Raw genomic sequence first — 15179 nt, 5'->3', positions numbered from 1 at the left:
GGTTGACGGTGGTTGTCGGGGGCGAGCGGGGGCGGGGAGTCGAGCTACGTCGAGGTCGCCGAGCAACCCTAGCGACGATAGTAGCGGCGGTCGTCCTCGTAACGGTAACGCATGGCCCGGTCATGGTGGCGTTCCCAATAACGATGGCGCTCGGCCTCGCGTCGGGCTTGCTCCCTGCGCCATTGTACTCTGCGCCAGTTTTCCCGGCGCCAATCATCCCTGCGGTCGTGCCAGCGGTGGTCATCGCGGTAGCGGTCGTCATGGGCCAGCAATGGCCCAGGCTGTTGCTCGGTCATGCTCGCCAGGCTCGGCCAGGGGCTTGGTGCAGGTTGCACAGCGCGGGCTTCGGGGGCCAGCAGCGGGGTGGACGTCTTCATCTGAGTGGCTGATGCCGAGCCCGCTGCCGCGAGTGCGAACAGGGCAGCGAGCAGCATCCGTGGGGCATGGAGTTTCATGAGCGAAGACAACCTCTGAATGACGATTGAACGTATCCCAATAGACCGGTAAACAGAGAAAAGTTCTATGGCTGCGCGGCTAAAGCGCTGGCGTATGATGCGCAGCCCTCTTTGCCGACAAGGATATCGCCATGCTCCCCAACAAGGCCTGCGCCGTGGTTGTTGCCGCCACCCCGAACCCCAGAATCCTCTTGTTTCGTCATCCGCTGGCGGGTGTGCAGCTAGTAAAGGGCACGATTGAACAAGGCGAAACGGCGGGCCAGGCAGCGCTGCGGGAACTGGCCGAAGAGTCTGGCATCAATGCCGCGACCCTTGCCGATGATCTTGGCTGTTGGGACGCCGGGCATCTGGGGCAGGTCTGGTCGTTCCACCTGTGCCAGGCGAGCGGACCTTTGCCGGAGCAATGGACGCATCAGACGCTTGACGACCACGGCCACAGGTTCGAATTCTTCTGGGCTGCGCTCGAGCATTTGCCCCTTGCCGATTGCCATCCGGTCTTTCAGCGCGCGCTGCAGTTTTTATCGGCAAGCCTGAAAGCGCGCGGTCATTGGGCAGGCGAACAGCCGTTGCAGGACGATATACTCCGCGCCATTGATTGATGCTCAAGAGAACGTTATGCGCCAGGTTTTGCTTATCGTAGATGTCCAGTCCACCTTCAGCCCGCCCGAGTGGCTGGTCGATGGCGTGCGGGCGTTGTCAGAACGGATCCTGACGATTGCCTCGGTCGAGTTGCACGATGAGCAGGTGACGCCGTTTGAACAGCAACTCGGCTGGCATCCTGCGGCCGAAGACGAAAGCCTGGTCGAGGCCGATAAAGTGTTTATCAAGCACGGTTACGGGCAGACCGCTGAAACCATCGAGTACATCAAGCAACTCGGCGTCGAGCGCGTGCTGGTGTGCGGCATCCAGACCGAAACCTGCGTGCTCGCCGCCGGCTTTGCGCTGTTCGATGCCGGGCTCTCGCCGACGTTGGTGACCGACCTTACGGTGGGCTCATCGCTGGACCGCTCGGGGCAGTTGGGCATCAGTTTGTGGAAGCATCACTTTCGTCAGGTTACGACCCGGGCAGAGGTGATTGCTGAGCTTGATGCTTGAGTCGGTAGCAGTAGTCGTTGCCTACGCTTCGGGATACGCAGCTCTCACTCTGAAGGCGTGACAATAGCTTCACTGGCCTCAGCTTCCAGTTTCAACCGGTCAGCCTTGCTGATGTATTTAGGCTTGCTCTTGGGCGCCAGTTTGGCGCTGGCCTTTTTCGCGTGGGCCTTTAACAGCTGCTTGATTTTCTTTTGACGGTTCACGTTGTCACTCGACTGGTAATTGCTTGAGAGCTACCCGCTGCGCGGCGCGGTGCTTCTTGATCCGGTACATATCGCCATCGGCATGGCTGAGCAGGGTATCGGCATTCTCCGCGTCCTGAGGGTAAAAGGCTACGCCGACACTGCACGACGGCATCGAGACAGCGCCGAACTCGGCACCCAGCGGCTCGGCCATGGCCGCGAGAATCTGCCCCACCTTGGCGTAGACGGCTTCCTGCGACGCGATACCCGGCAACAGCACGGTGAATTCATCGCCACCAATCCGCGCCACCGTGCCAGCCTCGCGCACACAGTCTTCCAGGCGCCGGGCAATCATGCAGAGGATGCGGTCACCCATGGCATGCCCATGAACATCATTGATCCCCTTGAAATCATTGACGTCGAGAAACAGCAACGCCAGTGCGCTTTGCTGGCACTGCGCCGTGCGCACGGTCGACTCCAGCCGATCATTGAACAGCGCGCGGTTGCTCAGCGCCGTCAACGGATCATGATGGGCCAGAAAGCGTAACTCCGCTTCGGCCTCGTGCAGCGCTGTCACGTCCCGCGCCACACCGATGCGCGCACCCACCTCCTCGGACCAGAACGCCGCCCAGAGGATGTGCACGATGCCGCCATCCTTGCGGATGTAGCGGTTACGAAAATCGACGTGGGATTGGCCGTTCATGACCCGGACAATGGAGGCCTTTGTAACCGCAAGGTCGTGCGGATGAATGTAGTCGGTGATCGGCGTGCCGGTCAGCTCGCCAGCGCGGTAACCCAGCAGCGCCTCGCAGGCATCACTGACAAAGACAATCTGGTGATCCCTGTCGACCACGAAGACCGTGTCCAGCATCAGGTGGATTAGTTTCGGGTACAGCGCTTGGAGGTCAACGGGCATAGGCTGGCACGTCCGGTGGGTGTCGGTGAATCGTAGCGCGATCGCCGCATTGCTAGTGCAGTTACGCTGCGCTTGCCAGCGTTTGTACATCAACCCTGGGCGGCTAGAAAAGCCCCGACGCTGTCTTCGAGCAAGGCCACCAGCTCCGGGTCCATGTACTGAAAATCGTCGGGAATATCCAGGTTATGGAGCGGCTTGTATTCAAGCAGCCGCGCGTACTGCGCCTGCAGGCGATGGTGGTGTTTGCGTTCCATGACGAAAATCACATCGGCCCAGCGAATGTCCGCCGGGCCGATGGGTTTGCGCGCATTCGGGCTGGTGCCCGCCGACCGGGCATCGAAGCCTGGGCGGCGGCGCCAGAGCGCTTCTGCGGTAGGGCTGCGCCACTGGTTGCGGCTGCAGACTAACAGGAGGTTAGTCACTCTTGATCCAACAGTTGGCGGGTGGAGCGAACGGGATAGCTCAGGCCGAGCTGGCGTGCCCGTAGCAACTTGTCGCCACGGGTGTAGAGCAGCTTCCAGTTCTTTTCAGGCTTGAACAGCAGCGGGTCTGGCGCTTTGCTCTTGCCGTTTTTGCGGGCCTGGGAGCGTCTCCAGGCGCGGGTTCTGTGCATGATCATTTCCTCGTGAGTACCGGGTTCAGCAGCCGCGGTAATACGAGTTGGGCTTATAGTAAGCGCGAATCAACGTTGCGGCTAGCTAGTCGCTGGTTTTCATGTAGGAGCGGGCTTGCCCCGCGATCCAGTCGGCGGATACAGGAAGTACTCAATGAACACACCGCAATGGCTCGCCTTGTTCGAGCACGCTTTTCGCAAAATGGAAAAGAAACTTGAGCAAGTCGTGCAACTGAACAGCTGCCGCGAACACTGGATACAGGCCGAAATCAGCCTGCACGCCTGGTTTGAACAGAACATTGAAATCTGGACAGAGCTGCCAATAGGTGAGCGGCGTAAAGCGGACCTGTACGCGCTGGATGCCAGTGGCGCCCCGGCGATGGTTGCTGAAATCAAATGCCTGGGCGATGTATCGCAAGCCAAGTGCCTGGAAGGCGATTGGTCGGTCCGTGCTGATGTCGACCGGTTGCGCTCGTTCGAGTGCCCGACCCGGTTGTTTGTGCTGGTGATCGCCAAGGGTGAGCGGGAAACCACTACCGGGCGCCGTCTTCGTGAGGACGAATGGGTGGATGGGCGTGAGTGCGTGAGCGTGGACCTGGAGTTTGCACGGGTGCGGATGTGGGCACTGTGATCGACCTCAGCGGTTGGTAAGCCGGGGTTTGCACATCCATTGTGGGAGCGGGCTTGCCCCGCGATCAGGCCAGCCCAGCCAGCACATAAGGCGGCGCCTGAGTTACGACCGCTTCGCGCTCGATCGCGGGGCAAGGCCCGCTCCCACAGGCCCCAGTACACCTCTCTAGCGTAACGGCACGTAAATATCCGTCTGCCACTGCGCCTGCGGCGTCTCTGGATACACGCTCAGGTAATGAAAAAACAGCGGCTGATCGCGCAGCTCCTCACCACTGTCCGGCAACCAGTCGCGGTAGATCGGATAGATGGATTCAGCAATATGGTCGGGCGAACCCACATGCCGCACCACGGCATAGCGCCCGCCAGCAATCAGTCGTTCGTGCACGCCGGCTTCATTCGCCGCCACCGCCTCGTCGATCTCGCCACAAATGGCGAAACGAAAATCCTCCGCCGGCGTGGTATCGGGGTTGCCATAGGGGATGCCAAAAGTACGGCTCGACGCCACTGGCGACTGCCCGCTGGCCATGCGCCAGGCGATGAACCGGTTCACGCTCTGGCTGACCTGCGCGGGCGGCCCGCAGTGCTCCAGCGCCGCGACCCGGGTTTGCGCAAACTCGACAATACGTACCTGCATGATGACGCTCCTGGAAAAGTGAGGGATAGCGAACACCGCATTCCAGGCCTGCCAGTTCGGCTGCCGGCGAAAGCCACTCGGCGACATCCCCAGCGCCCGCCGAAACGCCCGGCTGAATGCCTCGGGGCTTTCAAAACCTGCCGCGAGGGCGGCCTCCAGTACCGAAAGATCTGCATTGGCCGCCAACCGGTGCGCCGCCTGGCGCAAGCGCATCAACTGCACATAACGCGAGACCGGCACGCCGACGTACGCCGTGAACTGGCGGTGAAAGTGAAACACCGAAAAGTTCGCCACCTGGCTCAGGGTTTTTACTGACAGATCACCGTCGAGGTTGGCGTCGATGTAGGCCAGTACAGCGCTGAAGCGCAGGGTGTAGGCGGCGTTGGGCAGCAGTTCGGGCACGGCTTCAGGCTCTTGGAAGTACGGTCGGCATAGCATCGACTATACGCGCATGGCGGTGCCTAGCCGTGTTTGCTGATCTTCGTGCAACCTATGCTGAGTCACTGCTTGTAGCGCAGCATTCATCTCAATTTATCAATAAAAAAATCATACAAATCAATCAATTAACCACCTGGCACAACCATTGCGAAGCCCCCCGTCTCTTTCCCCTTTGTGGAACATTGACGTTCATGACCGCTCCCTTCGCCCGCGTGCCCCTGTTACTGGCCATCGCCGCTGCCTTGCCCACGCTCCCCGGCTTCGCCGCCGAGCCAGCCCCCGAAGCCCTGCCCACCGTTACCGTCACCGCGCAAAAGCGCGAAGAGTCGGTGCAGGACGTGCCCTCGGCCATCTCTGTGGTCAGCGCCAGGCAGATCGCCGACAGCGGCGGCGGTTTCAGTGCCGGCAAGGCGTTGCAGAACGTGCCCAACGCCATCGCCCCGGAGTTTGCCGGGCACCAGCGGCCGCGCTGGTACATTCGTGGCATGGGCTCGGGGGACATGGCCTCGACCACGGTTTACCCGGTGGGCATCTACACCGATGACGTGTATATCGACCCTCACGTAGCCACTGGTTTTCCGCTCTACGACATGGAGCGCGTCGAGGTGCTGCGCGGGCCGCAGGGCACGCTGTGGGGCAAGAACACCACCGGCGGGGCGATCAACTTCGTTTCGCGCAAGCCGGATTTCGAGAAAGCCAACGGTTACTTCAAGCTCGACCTGGGCAACTACAATTCGCGCCTGTACGAAGGTGCCTATGGCGATACGCTGATCGACAACAAGCTGGCCGCACGGGTGGCGTTTGTCGACCAGAGCGCCGATGGCCAACTGGAGAACCAGGTCGATGGCCACACCGTCGGCGATATCCACGACCAGGCCCTGCGCCTGCAGTTGCTGGCGCAGATCAACGACGACCTGCAGGCCACCCTGCAATTGCATGGCCGCGACTACACAGGCCAGGGCATTGCCACCCGCGCCTGGGGGGCGGGGCCGGGCGGCAGCACGCTGTTTGGCCCGGCACCCAAGCCGGATACCGATGAGGCCGCATTTACCGGCAAGGCCGAAGACCGCATCGAGCACAACGGTGTGCAGTTGGCGTTGAAGTGGGACCTGGGCGACCTGCAACTGGATTCGATCACCGCCTTCGACGATATTCACGAAAAAGCTGAAAGCCCGAACATGAGCATCTACGAGTTCGGCCGCGGTTTTAACGATGACCGCTGGAAGCAGGTGTCCCAGGAGTTGCGCTTGTCTTCGGCGAAAAACCAGCCGCTCAGCTGGATCGTCGGCACCCATCTGTTCCATGAGCAGCTCGACAGCCGCAACGACAACGGCCTGTTGCCCAAGCCCTACAATCAGGCCTTTGGCGTGGCCGATTATGGCCGTACCGATATCGACCAGCGCACCGACAGTTTCGCGATTTTCGGCAGCAGCACCTGGCAGGCCACTGACAACCTGAGCCTCACCGCCGGCCTGCGCTGGACCCGCGAAACCAAGGACATCGACCTGCACCGCGTCGCCGCGCCGGATGCCGACGGGGTCAGCTACAGCAGCGAACGCGACTGGTGGAAGCACTACAGCGGCGACCTGGTGACCCGCGTTGAACAGGACGAAAAGCGCACCTGGAACAAGCTCACCTACGACTTCACTCCCGAGTACCAGCTCAACGACAACGCGCGGGTGTATTTTCGTTATGCCAAGGGCTTTCGCTCCGGTGGTTTCAGCGGCGGTGCACAGGTGCAGGCCGAGGCCTCGGTGGTGGCGCCGGAGAACGTCGATGCCTATGAACTGGGGGTCAAGAGCGAGTGGTTCGACGAGCGCCTGATCGCCAACGCCAACGTCTTTTACTACGACTACTCGGATATCCAGGTCAACGCCGTGTCGGTGCGCGACGGGCAGGTGGTGTCGCTGCTGACCAACAGCGGCCAGGGGGTGATTCGCGGCGCCGAGTTCGAGCTGCAGGCCTTGCCGTTCAGCAACCTGGAGCTGCATGGCTCGCTCGGCTTGCTGCATACCGAATTGCAGGACTTCGAGTCGGGCGGGGTGGATTACTCCGGTAACCGCATTGCCCGCTCGCCGTCGCGAACCTTGGCGGTGGGCGGCAGTTACCGGATACCGCTGGAAAATGGTGACGAAGTGCGCCTGGGCACGGACTGGCGCTACCAGAGCCGGATCTACTTCCTGCCCACGGCGCAGCAGGATCACAGCGTGTCCCAGGGCGGCTATACCTTGGGCAATGCCAGTGCCACCTATCACCTGGGCGGGCGCTATGACCTGGACCTGACTGCTTACGTGAACAACCTGACCGACAAGCAGTACAAGACCGACAGCGTGCCGCTGCCGTTTGATATTGCCTGGGATGCGCGCGGGGATCGGCGTACCTTCGGGGTGAGTGCGACGACGCGGTTTTGAGCCGGGGCTGCCGGCCTCATCGCTGGCAAGCAGCTCCCACAGGGTGCGATGACCATCGGTCGGGCTTGCGTGCAAGCCTGTCGATCCACCCCCGGCCCAATCGACCATCCTGCACATACCCCACGTGCAGGAGTGCCCCCATGTCCTATGTAGACGGTTTCGTCCTCGCAGTCCCCACCGCCAACCGCGACACGTTTAAAAAGCACGCCGAAGCAGCAGCCGTAGTGTTCAAGGAGTGCGGTGCCTTGAAGGTCATCGAATGCTGGGGCGACGATGTGCCGGATGGCACGGTCACCTCGTTCCCCATGGCCGTGAAGCTCAAGGGCGATGAGACGGTGGTGTTTTCCTGGATCCTCTGGCCGTCGCGCGAGGTGCGCGATGCCGGGATGCAGAAGATGATGAAAGACCCGCGCATGCAGCCTGACAAGAATCCGATGCCGTTTGATGGCATGCGAATGATTTTTGGTGGGTTCAGGATTCTGGTGGAAGTCTAGATGTATCGCGGGGCAAGCCCGCTCCCACTGTAGGAGCGGGCTTGCCCCGCGATAGGCTCCCCGCTAAACCCTGAACCGCGCCACCAGCGCCGTCAGCTGCCCGGCCAACCCCGCCAGCGCCTGGCTGGCTTCGCGGGTTTCCTGCGCCCCGGCCGCCGAGCGGGTCGACAGGTCGCGAATGTTCAGCAGGTTGCGATCCACTTCCCGCGCCACCTGCGCCTGTTCCTCGGCAGCGCTGGCAATCACCAGGTTGCGCTCGTTGATCTCGCCAATGGCGCTGTAGATCCCCTCCAGCACCTGTCCCGAGGCCTGGGTGATGCCCAGGGTTGATTGCGCCCGCTGGGTGCTGGCATGCATCGAGGCCACCGCCGCTTCGGTGCCGTGCTGCACGCGGCCGATCATCTGCTCGATTTCCTGGGTCGATTGCTGAGTGCGGTAGGCGAGGGTGCGTACTTCATCGGCGACCACCGCAAAGCCACGCCCGGCTTCACCGGCACGGGCCGCTTCGATGGCGGCATTGAGCGCCAGCAGGTTGGTTTGCTCGGACACCGAGCGGATCACTTCCAGCACCTGGCCGATATCGCGAATCTGCCCGGCCAGTTGCTCCAGGTGCTCGCTGCTGGTTTGCACTTCACGGGCCATGGCCTGGGTGCCGTCGAGGTTGTCGCTGACCTGGCGGCGGCTCTGTTCGGCCAGGTCATTCGAGGCGCTGGCGGCCTGGGAGGTGGATACGGCATTGCGCGCTACTTCTTCCACCGCGGTGGTCATTTCAGTGACGGCGGTGGCAGCCTGTTCCAGCTCCTGGTCCTGCTGGCGCAGGCTGTGCGAGCTCTGTTCGGTGATGCCGTTGAGCGCACCGGCAGCTTCGGCCAGTTGCGTGGCGCAACTGCTGATCTGCCCCAGGGTGTCGCGCTGGCTGTGCTGCATGCGCTGCAGTTCGCTGAACAACTGGCCGATCTCGTTGCTGCTGTGCACCGCCACCGGCACGCTCAAGTCACCGCCGGCAATGCGCTGAAAGTGCTGCCCGGCTTCACGCAGCGGGCGCAGCACGCGCTGGGCGATAAAGCTCCAGCACAGTGCGGCAAGCAGCAAGGTCAGCAGCCCCAGCGCCACGCTCAGCACCTGGGCGCTGCTCAGACGTCGATCGGATTCGAGCATGATCTGCTGGCTGCGCTCGTTCAACGCCGCCACCAGTTGCTGGCGCAGCGCCTGCAAGCGGCCCATGGCGTTGCCAGCGTCGGTGTTGACCCTGAAGTAATGCTGCAGGTCGTTGTTGCCGGTCGCTTCACGCTGGCCGGCCACGGCCTTGGCGTAGTCGCCGAAGGTGGTTTGCAACTCGACGGCGAGGCCTTTAAAGGTGGGCTCCTGGGCATTGCTGACCAGCTCGCTGATCAGTTGCGCGCTGTTGCCCAGCAGTTCTTGCGAGAGCTTCAAGCGTTTGTTGGCGCTGTCGCTGTGGCCGCCGCTCTGTTCGATAAAGCCCGAAGAGACATTGGCGCTGGCGCGGATCGCCATCAGCAAGGCGTTGTTCAGGCGATCCGACTGGTGCGCGGTCTGGTCCAGTTCGCTGATCTGCTGGTCGCTGCCCACCGCCGCGCGCCAGGCGCTGACGGTGGAAAACAGCAAGGTCAGGCTGAACAGCGACAGCACCCAGAACATACCGGTGCGGATTTTCAGGTCGGCGAACATGCGGGCAGTACTCCTTGAGTTGTTATCAGCACCACGCTTTGCCGCGGCAACGGCGGTGGGTGGTCTGCTATCGGAGTCGCCGGCGGCGGACTTGAGGGCGCTTAGCCTGCTTGTGTTCGATTACCGCACGCTGTTTGCCTCAGCGCCCCTCATGTTGGCGCCGATAGGCCCCCGGCTGCACGCCGACGGCCTTGCTGAAGGCGCGGGTAAACGCGGCAATCGACTGATACCCCACCGCCGCGCACACCTGCTCGACGGTGTTGTTGGCCTTGAGCAACTGGCAGGCATGGCGCATGCGCAGGGCCAGCAATACCTGCCCCGGCGATTGCCCGGCCAGTTCGCTGAAACGCTTGAAAAATGCCGAGCGCGACAGCCCGGTGCAGGCCGCCATGCTTTCCAGCGACCAGGGCTGCTCGGGGTGTTCGATCAACTGCTCGAGCAGGCTGGCAAAGTTGCCGTGGCGGGCCAGGGCGACCAGGCCGCGGATGCCCTGGTCGTCACTGACCCGCTGGCGCAGCACGTACAAGAACAGCAAATGACTCAAGCGTTCGAGCAAGGCCGAGGAGGGCGCAGGCAGGCGTTGGCACTCGGCCAGGATCAGCTCGAACAGCGCCCGCGCTGCGCTTAGCGCCGGGTCGCCGGCGCGCAGGATGATCCAGTCGTCCAGGCCTTCGATGATCAGCGACGACAAGCCCGGCTGAAAATGAAAGAAGCCGCACACCAGGCCCACGCCATCGGCGGCTGTACTGTCCAGCGGCTGCATGACCTGGCGCGGTTGCTGCTGGGCCAGCTCGCACTCCTCGGCGTTGGACAGCCGATAGTTGAAGTCGCGCAGCAGGAACACCGCATCGCCCGCTTGCAGGCGAATGGCCTCGGCCTGGCCATCGATATGCAGCCAGCAGTGGCCCTGGACGATCAGGTGGAAACTGGCCCGCGCCAGGCCATGGGTGCTGGCGTGCCAGCCACCGCAGTAACGCCCGACATGGAACAGGCTGGCGTCTAGCTCAAGGCTTTCTAATAACCAATCGACTACTGGGCTGGATGAAATCATCTAATGAAAAGACTCAGGAGCAAGTAATAGCGACTGCAGAATATGGCAGGTAATTCTTATAACCAACAGACTTGTGGCACACCCTCAGTCAGCAGGAGTCCACTCCATGTCGCGCGTCACTGTCCATACTCTGCAAAGCGCCCCAGAGGCTGCCCGCCCTTACCTGGAAAACGCCCAGAAGGCTTCGGGCTTCATCCCCAACCTGCTCGGCGTGCTGGCCAGCGCCCCGGCGGCGCTGGAAACCTACGTCACCGTCTCGGCACTCAACGGCAAGGCCGAGCTGAGCCTGGCCGAGCGTGAGGTGGTGCAACTGGTGGCCGCCACCAATCATGGCTGCGACTTCTGCGTGGCCGGCCACACCGCCGTCGCACTGAACAAGGCCAAGCTGGCGCAGGAGGTGGTCGACGCCCTGCGCGCCAAGGGCGAGCTGCCAGAAGAGAAGCTCGAAGCCCTGGCGGCGTTCACCCGCGAAGTGATCGCCACCCGCGGCAATGTCAGCGAAGCCGGCTACGGTGCGTTTCGCGAAGCCGGCTACAGCGAAGGCAATGCCCTGGAGGTGATCCTCGGTGTCAGTCTGGCAACCCTGTGCAACTTTGCTAATGTGTTCGCCCAGACGCCGCTCAATGACGAGCTGAGCAAGTACCGCTGGCAGCCTTCGGCATAACGACCCTCGGCGCCAGCGCAAGCTGGCGCATTGTTAAAGGAGTAAACCCTATGCTCGATCCCGCATTGGTCGCGTGGCTGGATGCCCAGGCCGAAGCCCTCGACCAGGGCCACGGCGACCCGCAGGCGGTACTGGGGCAACTGGCGGCGGCGCAGGTGCTGCGCGTCGGTATTGACCAGAACCTGGGCGGCAGTGGCGGCACGGTCGCCGACGCGGTCGAGACGCTGGCCACGGTTGCCAGCCATTCCCTGGCGGCAGCCTTCGTGTTCTGGGGCCAGCGCGCCTTTATCGAATACCTGCTGCACAGCCCCAACGCCGGGCTGCGTGAACGCCTGCTGCCTGAGCTGCTAAGCGGCCAACTGGCTGGCGCCACCGGCCTGTCCAACGCCATGAAGTACCTCTCGGGTATCGAAGCGCTGCAGGTCAAGGGCCTGCGCGACGACCAGGGCTGGACCCTGGCCGGGCGCCTGCACTGGGTCACCAACCTGCGCAAGGGCGGTTTCGTGGTGGCGGCGGCGATTGAAGAGGAGGGCGCCTCGCCGTTCGTGCTGGCGATCCCCGATCACGCTGCAGGGCTGAGCCGCTCTGACGACCTTGAGTTAATGGGCCTGCAATCGAGCAACACCGCAGCCTTGAGTTTCGAACAGGTGTCGATCAGCCGTGACTGGCTGCTGCACGACAACGCCAAGCAGTTTCTGCCTGCCGTGCGCCCGTCGTTCCTGGGCCTGCAATGCGGCATGGCCATCGGCCTGGCGCGGCGCTCGTTGAGCGAGGTGGAGGGGCATCTGCAGGGCATGCGCTCGTTCCTTGGCGAGGCGCTGCAGGTGCTGCGCGAGCGCCTGGAAAACACCGTGGCCGAACTGAAAAAGGGCTTGCTCGACGGCCGTTTCCTGAGCCAGCCGGCGGCCTTGTTCAAGCTGCGCATCACCCTCGCCGAAACGGCTGCCGATGCCGTGCAGCTTGAGTTGCAAGCCAGTGGCGGCAAGGCTTACCTGACCGCCTACGGCGCAGGTTTTGCCCGGCGCTGGCGCGAGTCGGCGTTCGTGCCGATCGTCACCCCAAGCCTGGTGCAACTGCGCGCCGAGCTGCAACGCCAGGCGTCGTCAGCATGACCGAAGTGTTGCTCGAAGCGCGTGGCATCAGCCTCGGCTACCCGCGTGAACAAGGCTGGCAAAGCGTGCTGGAAAATTTCGACCTGCAACTGGCGCCGGGCGAGGTGATCACCATCCTCGGCCCCAGTGGCGTTGGCAAATCCAGTCTGTTGCGGGTGCTGGCCGGTTTGCAGCAGTCCCGTGCCGGCAGCGTCAGCCTGCTCGGCGAGCCGTTGCAGGGCCCGCACCCGCGCCTGGCGGTGGCCTTCCAGGACCCCAGCCTGCTGCCCTGGCTGAGCCTGGAAAGTAACGTCGCCTTCGGCCTGGACTTCGCCCGCCAGCCCAAGCTCGCTGCCAGTGAGCGACGGGCGCGCATCGATCACGCCATCGAGGCGGTCGGCCTGCAGCATGCGCGCGAGCAGTACCCGGCGCAGCTCTCCGGCGGTATGGCCCAGCGCACCGCGCTGGCCCGCTGCCTGGCGCGCCAGCCACAAGTGCTGTTGCTCGATGAACCCTTCGGTGCGCTGGATGAAGTCACCCGCGCCGACATGCAGCAACTGCTGCTGCAACTGATTGCCCGGCACAACACCGCGGCCATCCTTATTACCCACGATATCGACGAAGCCCTGCTGTTGTCCGATCGCGTGCTGCTACTGGGCAACCACCCGGCGCGCACCCTCGGCCAATGGCTCATCGACCTGCCGCAACCGCGCGAGCAGCGGGTCGAGGAACTGGGCGCGCTGCGCATCGACATACTCAAAACCCTTCGGCGGGCCAGCCGCACACCCGAACCTTCTTCTGAACCTATGCCGCTGCCGTCGGAGACTGCCCATGTGCCTGGACGACTTCACCCACACTCGTCGTGACTTCATCAAACTCAGCGCCTTGCTCACCGCCGGCGGCGCCATGCCGCTGCTCGGCAGCCTGCAGGCCCGCGCCGCGAGCGACCCGGACGCACCGGTACGCATCGGCTACCTGCCGATCACCGACGCCACGCCGTTGCTGGTGGCGCACAACAATGGCCTGTTCGAAGCCGAAGGCATCAAGGCCGAGCGGCCGGTGCTGCTGCGCAGTTGGGCGCAGGTGATCGAGGCGTTCATCTCCGGGCAGGTCAATGTCATTCACCTGCTGTCGCCGATGACCGTCTGGGCCCGTTATGCCAGCAAGGTGCCGGCCAAAGTGGTGGCCTGGAACCACGTCGGCGGCTCGGGCCTGACCGTGGCCCCGGGCATCACCGAGGTCAAGCAACTGGGCGGGCAGACCGTGGCCATTCCGTTCTGGTATTCGATCCATAACGTGGTGGTGCAGCAGCTGTTTCGCGACCACGGCCTGACCCCGGTGTCCAAGGCCGCCACAGCCCAGCTGGCGGCCAACGAGGTCAACCTGGTGGTGTTGCCGCCGTCAGACATGCCGCCGGCCCTGGCCAGCAAGCGCATCGCCGGCTACATCGTCGCCGAGCCGTTCAACGCCCTGGCCGAAGACCTCAAGGTTGGCCGCGTGCAACGCTTTACCGGCGACATCTGGCGCAACCATGCCTGCTGCGTGGTGTTCATGCACGAGCACGACTTGAACAACCGCCCCGAGTGGTCGCAGAAGGTGGTCAACGCCATCGTCAAGGCCCAGCTGTGGACCCGCGAGCACCGCGCCGAAGCCGCCGCGCTGCTGTCCAAGAGCGGGCCGAACAAATACACCCCGCACACCCCGCAGGTGCTCAGCCAGGTGCTGGCGCCGGCGGCCGCGGCCCGCGACGCCTACATCGCCAGCGGTGCGATCCAGCATGCGCAGTGGGACGAAAAGCGCATCGATTTTCAGCCTTATCCGTTCCCCAGCTACACCGAAGAACTGGTGCGTCGCCTGCAGAACACCCTGATCGAGGGCGACAAGGGCTTTCTTGCCGGCCTCGACCCGCAACAGACCGCCCGCGACCTGGTCGACGACCGCTTCGTGCGCAACAGCATCGCCGCCGTTGGCGGGCTCAAGGCCTTCGGTTTGCCCGAGAGCTTCGAGCGTAGCGAGGAGTTTTCGATCTGATGGGCAAGCATGCAATCCATGGCGCCCTGGGCGTCGCCGGCCTGCTCGGTCTGTTGTTGCTGTGGTGGCTGGGCGTGCAGGTGTTCGGCCAGGCCGATGGCCTGTCGGCGCGTTTTTCGCCGCAGGCGACCCTCAGCAGCCTGATCGAGCTGCTGGGCCAGGGCGAGGTGTACGAGCACATCTGGGTCAGCCTCAAGCGCATCCTTGTCGGCTTGCTGCTGGCCTTGCTGATCGGCGTGCCGCTGGGCTTGCTGGTGGGCAGCTATCGTCACCTGGAGGCGGCGACTACCCCGGCGTTCCAGTTCTTGCGGATGATCTCACCGCTGTCGTGGATGCCGGTGGTGGTGATGCTGATGGGGGTGGGCGACCAGCCGATCTACTTCCTCCTGGCCTTTGCCGCGCTGTGGCCGATCCTGCTCAACACCGCTGCGGGGGTGCGCCAGCTCGACCCGCGCTGGCTGCAGTTGAGCCGCAGCCTCAGCGCCACACGCTGGGAGACCCTGTGCAAGGTGATCATCCCCGGCGTGCTCGGCCATGTACTGACCGGCGTGCGCCTGGCCATCGGTATTCTGTGGATCGTGCTGGTGCCGTGCGAGATGCTCGGAGTCAGTGCCGGGCTGGGCTACTTCATCCTCGATACCCGTGACCGGCTGGCGTATTCGGAGCTGATGGCGATGGTGCTGCTGATCGGCGTGCTGGGCTTTATGCTCGATGCCATTGCCCGTGGCCTGCATCGGCGTTGGGTGCATGCCTGATCGTGGAGGTAGGAGCGGGCTTGCCCCGCG

General features: G+C 63.4%; 18 protein-coding genes. 10 read left to right on the top strand and 8 right to left on the bottom strand.

The genetic code is table 11. The features are described 5' to 3' along the window. Positions 1 to 68: 68 nt before the first annotated feature. On the bottom strand, positions 69 to 455 hold the full coding sequence (locus ACZ9A3_RS13170; protein WP_476252745.1) for a hypothetical protein: 387 nt from the start codon (positions 453 to 455) through the stop codon (positions 69 to 71). A 131-nt stretch (positions 456 to 586) separates the two neighbouring features. On the opposite strand from ACZ9A3_RS13170, the gene ACZ9A3_RS13165 reads away from it, so the two are divergent. After that, positions 587 to 1054, top strand: coding sequence for an NUDIX hydrolase (locus tag ACZ9A3_RS13165; protein ID WP_093381448.1), 468 nt, complete (start codon positions 587 to 589; stop codon positions 1052 to 1054). Positions 1055 to 1070: 16 nt separating this feature from the next. Continuing rightward, entirely contained in the window at positions 1071 to 1550 is a 480-nt protein-coding gene (locus ACZ9A3_RS13160; RefSeq protein WP_045194144.1) for an isochorismatase family protein, read from the top strand. Positions 1551 to 1594: 44 nt separating this feature from the next. Here ACZ9A3_RS13160 and ACZ9A3_RS13155 read toward each other — a convergent pair whose 3' ends face one another. The 4 genes from ACZ9A3_RS13155 to ACZ9A3_RS13140 form a co-directional block, all read right to left on the bottom strand. Next, positions 1595 to 1753: a DUF2986 domain-containing protein gene (locus ACZ9A3_RS13155; RefSeq protein WP_082075383.1), complete on the bottom strand. Its 159-nt coding sequence runs from the start codon at positions 1751 to 1753 to the stop codon at positions 1595 to 1597. Between the two features lie 4 nt (positions 1754 to 1757). Next, on the bottom strand, positions 1758 to 2648 hold the full coding sequence (locus tag ACZ9A3_RS13150) for a diguanylate cyclase domain-containing protein (protein ID WP_476252744.1): 891 nt from the start codon (positions 2646 to 2648) through the stop codon (positions 1758 to 1760). A gap of 89 nt (positions 2649 to 2737) precedes the next feature. Next, positions 2738 to 3070, bottom strand: a complete 333-nt coding sequence (locus ACZ9A3_RS13145) for a low molecular weight protein tyrosine phosphatase family protein (protein ID WP_476252743.1) — start codon at positions 3068 to 3070, stop codon at positions 2738 to 2740. Then, positions 3067 to 3261: a hypothetical protein gene (locus tag ACZ9A3_RS13140; protein WP_176794245.1), complete on the bottom strand. Its 195-nt coding sequence runs from the start codon at positions 3259 to 3261 to the stop codon at positions 3067 to 3069. Before ACZ9A3_RS13140 ends, ACZ9A3_RS13145 begins: the two co-directional genes overlap by 4 nt. A gap of 154 nt (positions 3262 to 3415) precedes the next feature. Between ACZ9A3_RS13140 and ACZ9A3_RS13135 the strand changes: the two genes are divergently transcribed. After that, a complete protein-coding gene (locus ACZ9A3_RS13135; RefSeq protein ID WP_195884480.1) occupies positions 3416 to 3892 on the top strand; it encodes a hypothetical protein in 477 nt (158 codons plus the stop codon). Between the two features lie 165 nt (positions 3893 to 4057). Here ACZ9A3_RS13135 and ACZ9A3_RS13130 read toward each other — a convergent pair whose 3' ends face one another. Then, positions 4058 to 4963 carry an AraC family transcriptional regulator gene (locus tag ACZ9A3_RS13130; protein WP_476252742.1) on the bottom strand — a complete coding sequence of 302 codons (906 nt, stop codon included), beginning with the start codon at positions 4961 to 4963 and terminating at the stop codon, positions 4058 to 4060. A gap of 191 nt (positions 4964 to 5154) precedes the next feature. On the opposite strand from ACZ9A3_RS13130, the gene ACZ9A3_RS13125 reads away from it, so the two are divergent. Together ACZ9A3_RS13125 and ACZ9A3_RS13120 are read left to right on the top strand one after the other, a co-directional pair. Beyond that, positions 5155 to 7374 (top strand): TonB-dependent receptor, encoded by a 2220-nt coding sequence (locus ACZ9A3_RS13125; protein WP_476252741.1) that lies wholly within the window; start codon positions 5155 to 5157, stop codon positions 7372 to 7374. A gap of 140 nt (positions 7375 to 7514) precedes the next feature. Continuing rightward, on the top strand, positions 7515 to 7868 hold the full coding sequence (locus ACZ9A3_RS13120; RefSeq protein ID WP_093381462.1) for a DUF1428 domain-containing protein: 354 nt from the start codon (positions 7515 to 7517) through the stop codon (positions 7866 to 7868). Positions 7869 to 7931: 63 nt separating this feature from the next. Here the strand turns inward: ACZ9A3_RS13120 and ACZ9A3_RS13115 are convergent, their stop codons facing one another. Further along, positions 7932 to 9557: a methyl-accepting chemotaxis protein gene (locus ACZ9A3_RS13115; protein WP_195884474.1), complete on the bottom strand. Its 1626-nt coding sequence runs from the start codon at positions 9555 to 9557 to the stop codon at positions 7932 to 7934. 139 nt (positions 9558 to 9696) lie between these two features. Continuing rightward, complete coding sequence (locus ACZ9A3_RS13110) at positions 9697 to 10608, bottom strand: AraC family transcriptional regulator (protein ID WP_093381466.1); 912 nt, start codon at positions 10606 to 10608, stop codon at positions 9697 to 9699. Between the two features lie 106 nt (positions 10609 to 10714). Between ACZ9A3_RS13110 and ACZ9A3_RS13105 the strand changes: the two genes are divergently transcribed. From ACZ9A3_RS13105 to ACZ9A3_RS13085, 5 genes are read left to right on the top strand one after another with little or no spacing between them, the layout of a single operon-like run. Next, on the top strand, positions 10715 to 11272 hold the full coding sequence (locus tag ACZ9A3_RS13105; protein WP_045194134.1) for a carboxymuconolactone decarboxylase family protein: 558 nt from the start codon (positions 10715 to 10717) through the stop codon (positions 11270 to 11272). Between the two features lie 50 nt (positions 11273 to 11322). Beyond that, positions 11323 to 12384, top strand: a complete 1062-nt coding sequence (locus ACZ9A3_RS13100; protein WP_093381470.1) for an acyl-CoA dehydrogenase family protein — start codon at positions 11323 to 11325, stop codon at positions 12382 to 12384. Then, a complete protein-coding gene (locus tag ACZ9A3_RS13095; RefSeq protein WP_213604004.1) occupies positions 12381 to 13229 on the top strand; it encodes an ABC transporter ATP-binding protein in 849 nt (282 codons plus the stop codon). The genes ACZ9A3_RS13100 and ACZ9A3_RS13095 overlap by 4 nt, the downstream gene beginning before the upstream one ends. After that, on the top strand, positions 13195 to 14394 hold the full coding sequence (locus tag ACZ9A3_RS13090) for an ABC transporter substrate-binding protein (RefSeq protein WP_195884471.1): 1200 nt from the start codon (positions 13195 to 13197) through the stop codon (positions 14392 to 14394). Before ACZ9A3_RS13095 ends, ACZ9A3_RS13090 begins: the two co-directional genes overlap by 35 nt. Next, entirely contained in the window at positions 14394 to 15149 is a 756-nt protein-coding gene (locus ACZ9A3_RS13085) for an ABC transporter permease (RefSeq protein WP_093381477.1), read from the top strand. Before ACZ9A3_RS13090 ends, ACZ9A3_RS13085 begins: the two co-directional genes overlap by 1 nt. The last annotated feature ends 30 nt before the right edge of the window (positions 15150 to 15179 follow it).

This window comes from Pseudomonas sp. TE4620 (assembly GCF_056279045.1).
The sequence above is the reverse complement of the archived record's forward strand: the minus strand, read 5'-3'. Positions and strand labels throughout refer to the sequence as shown.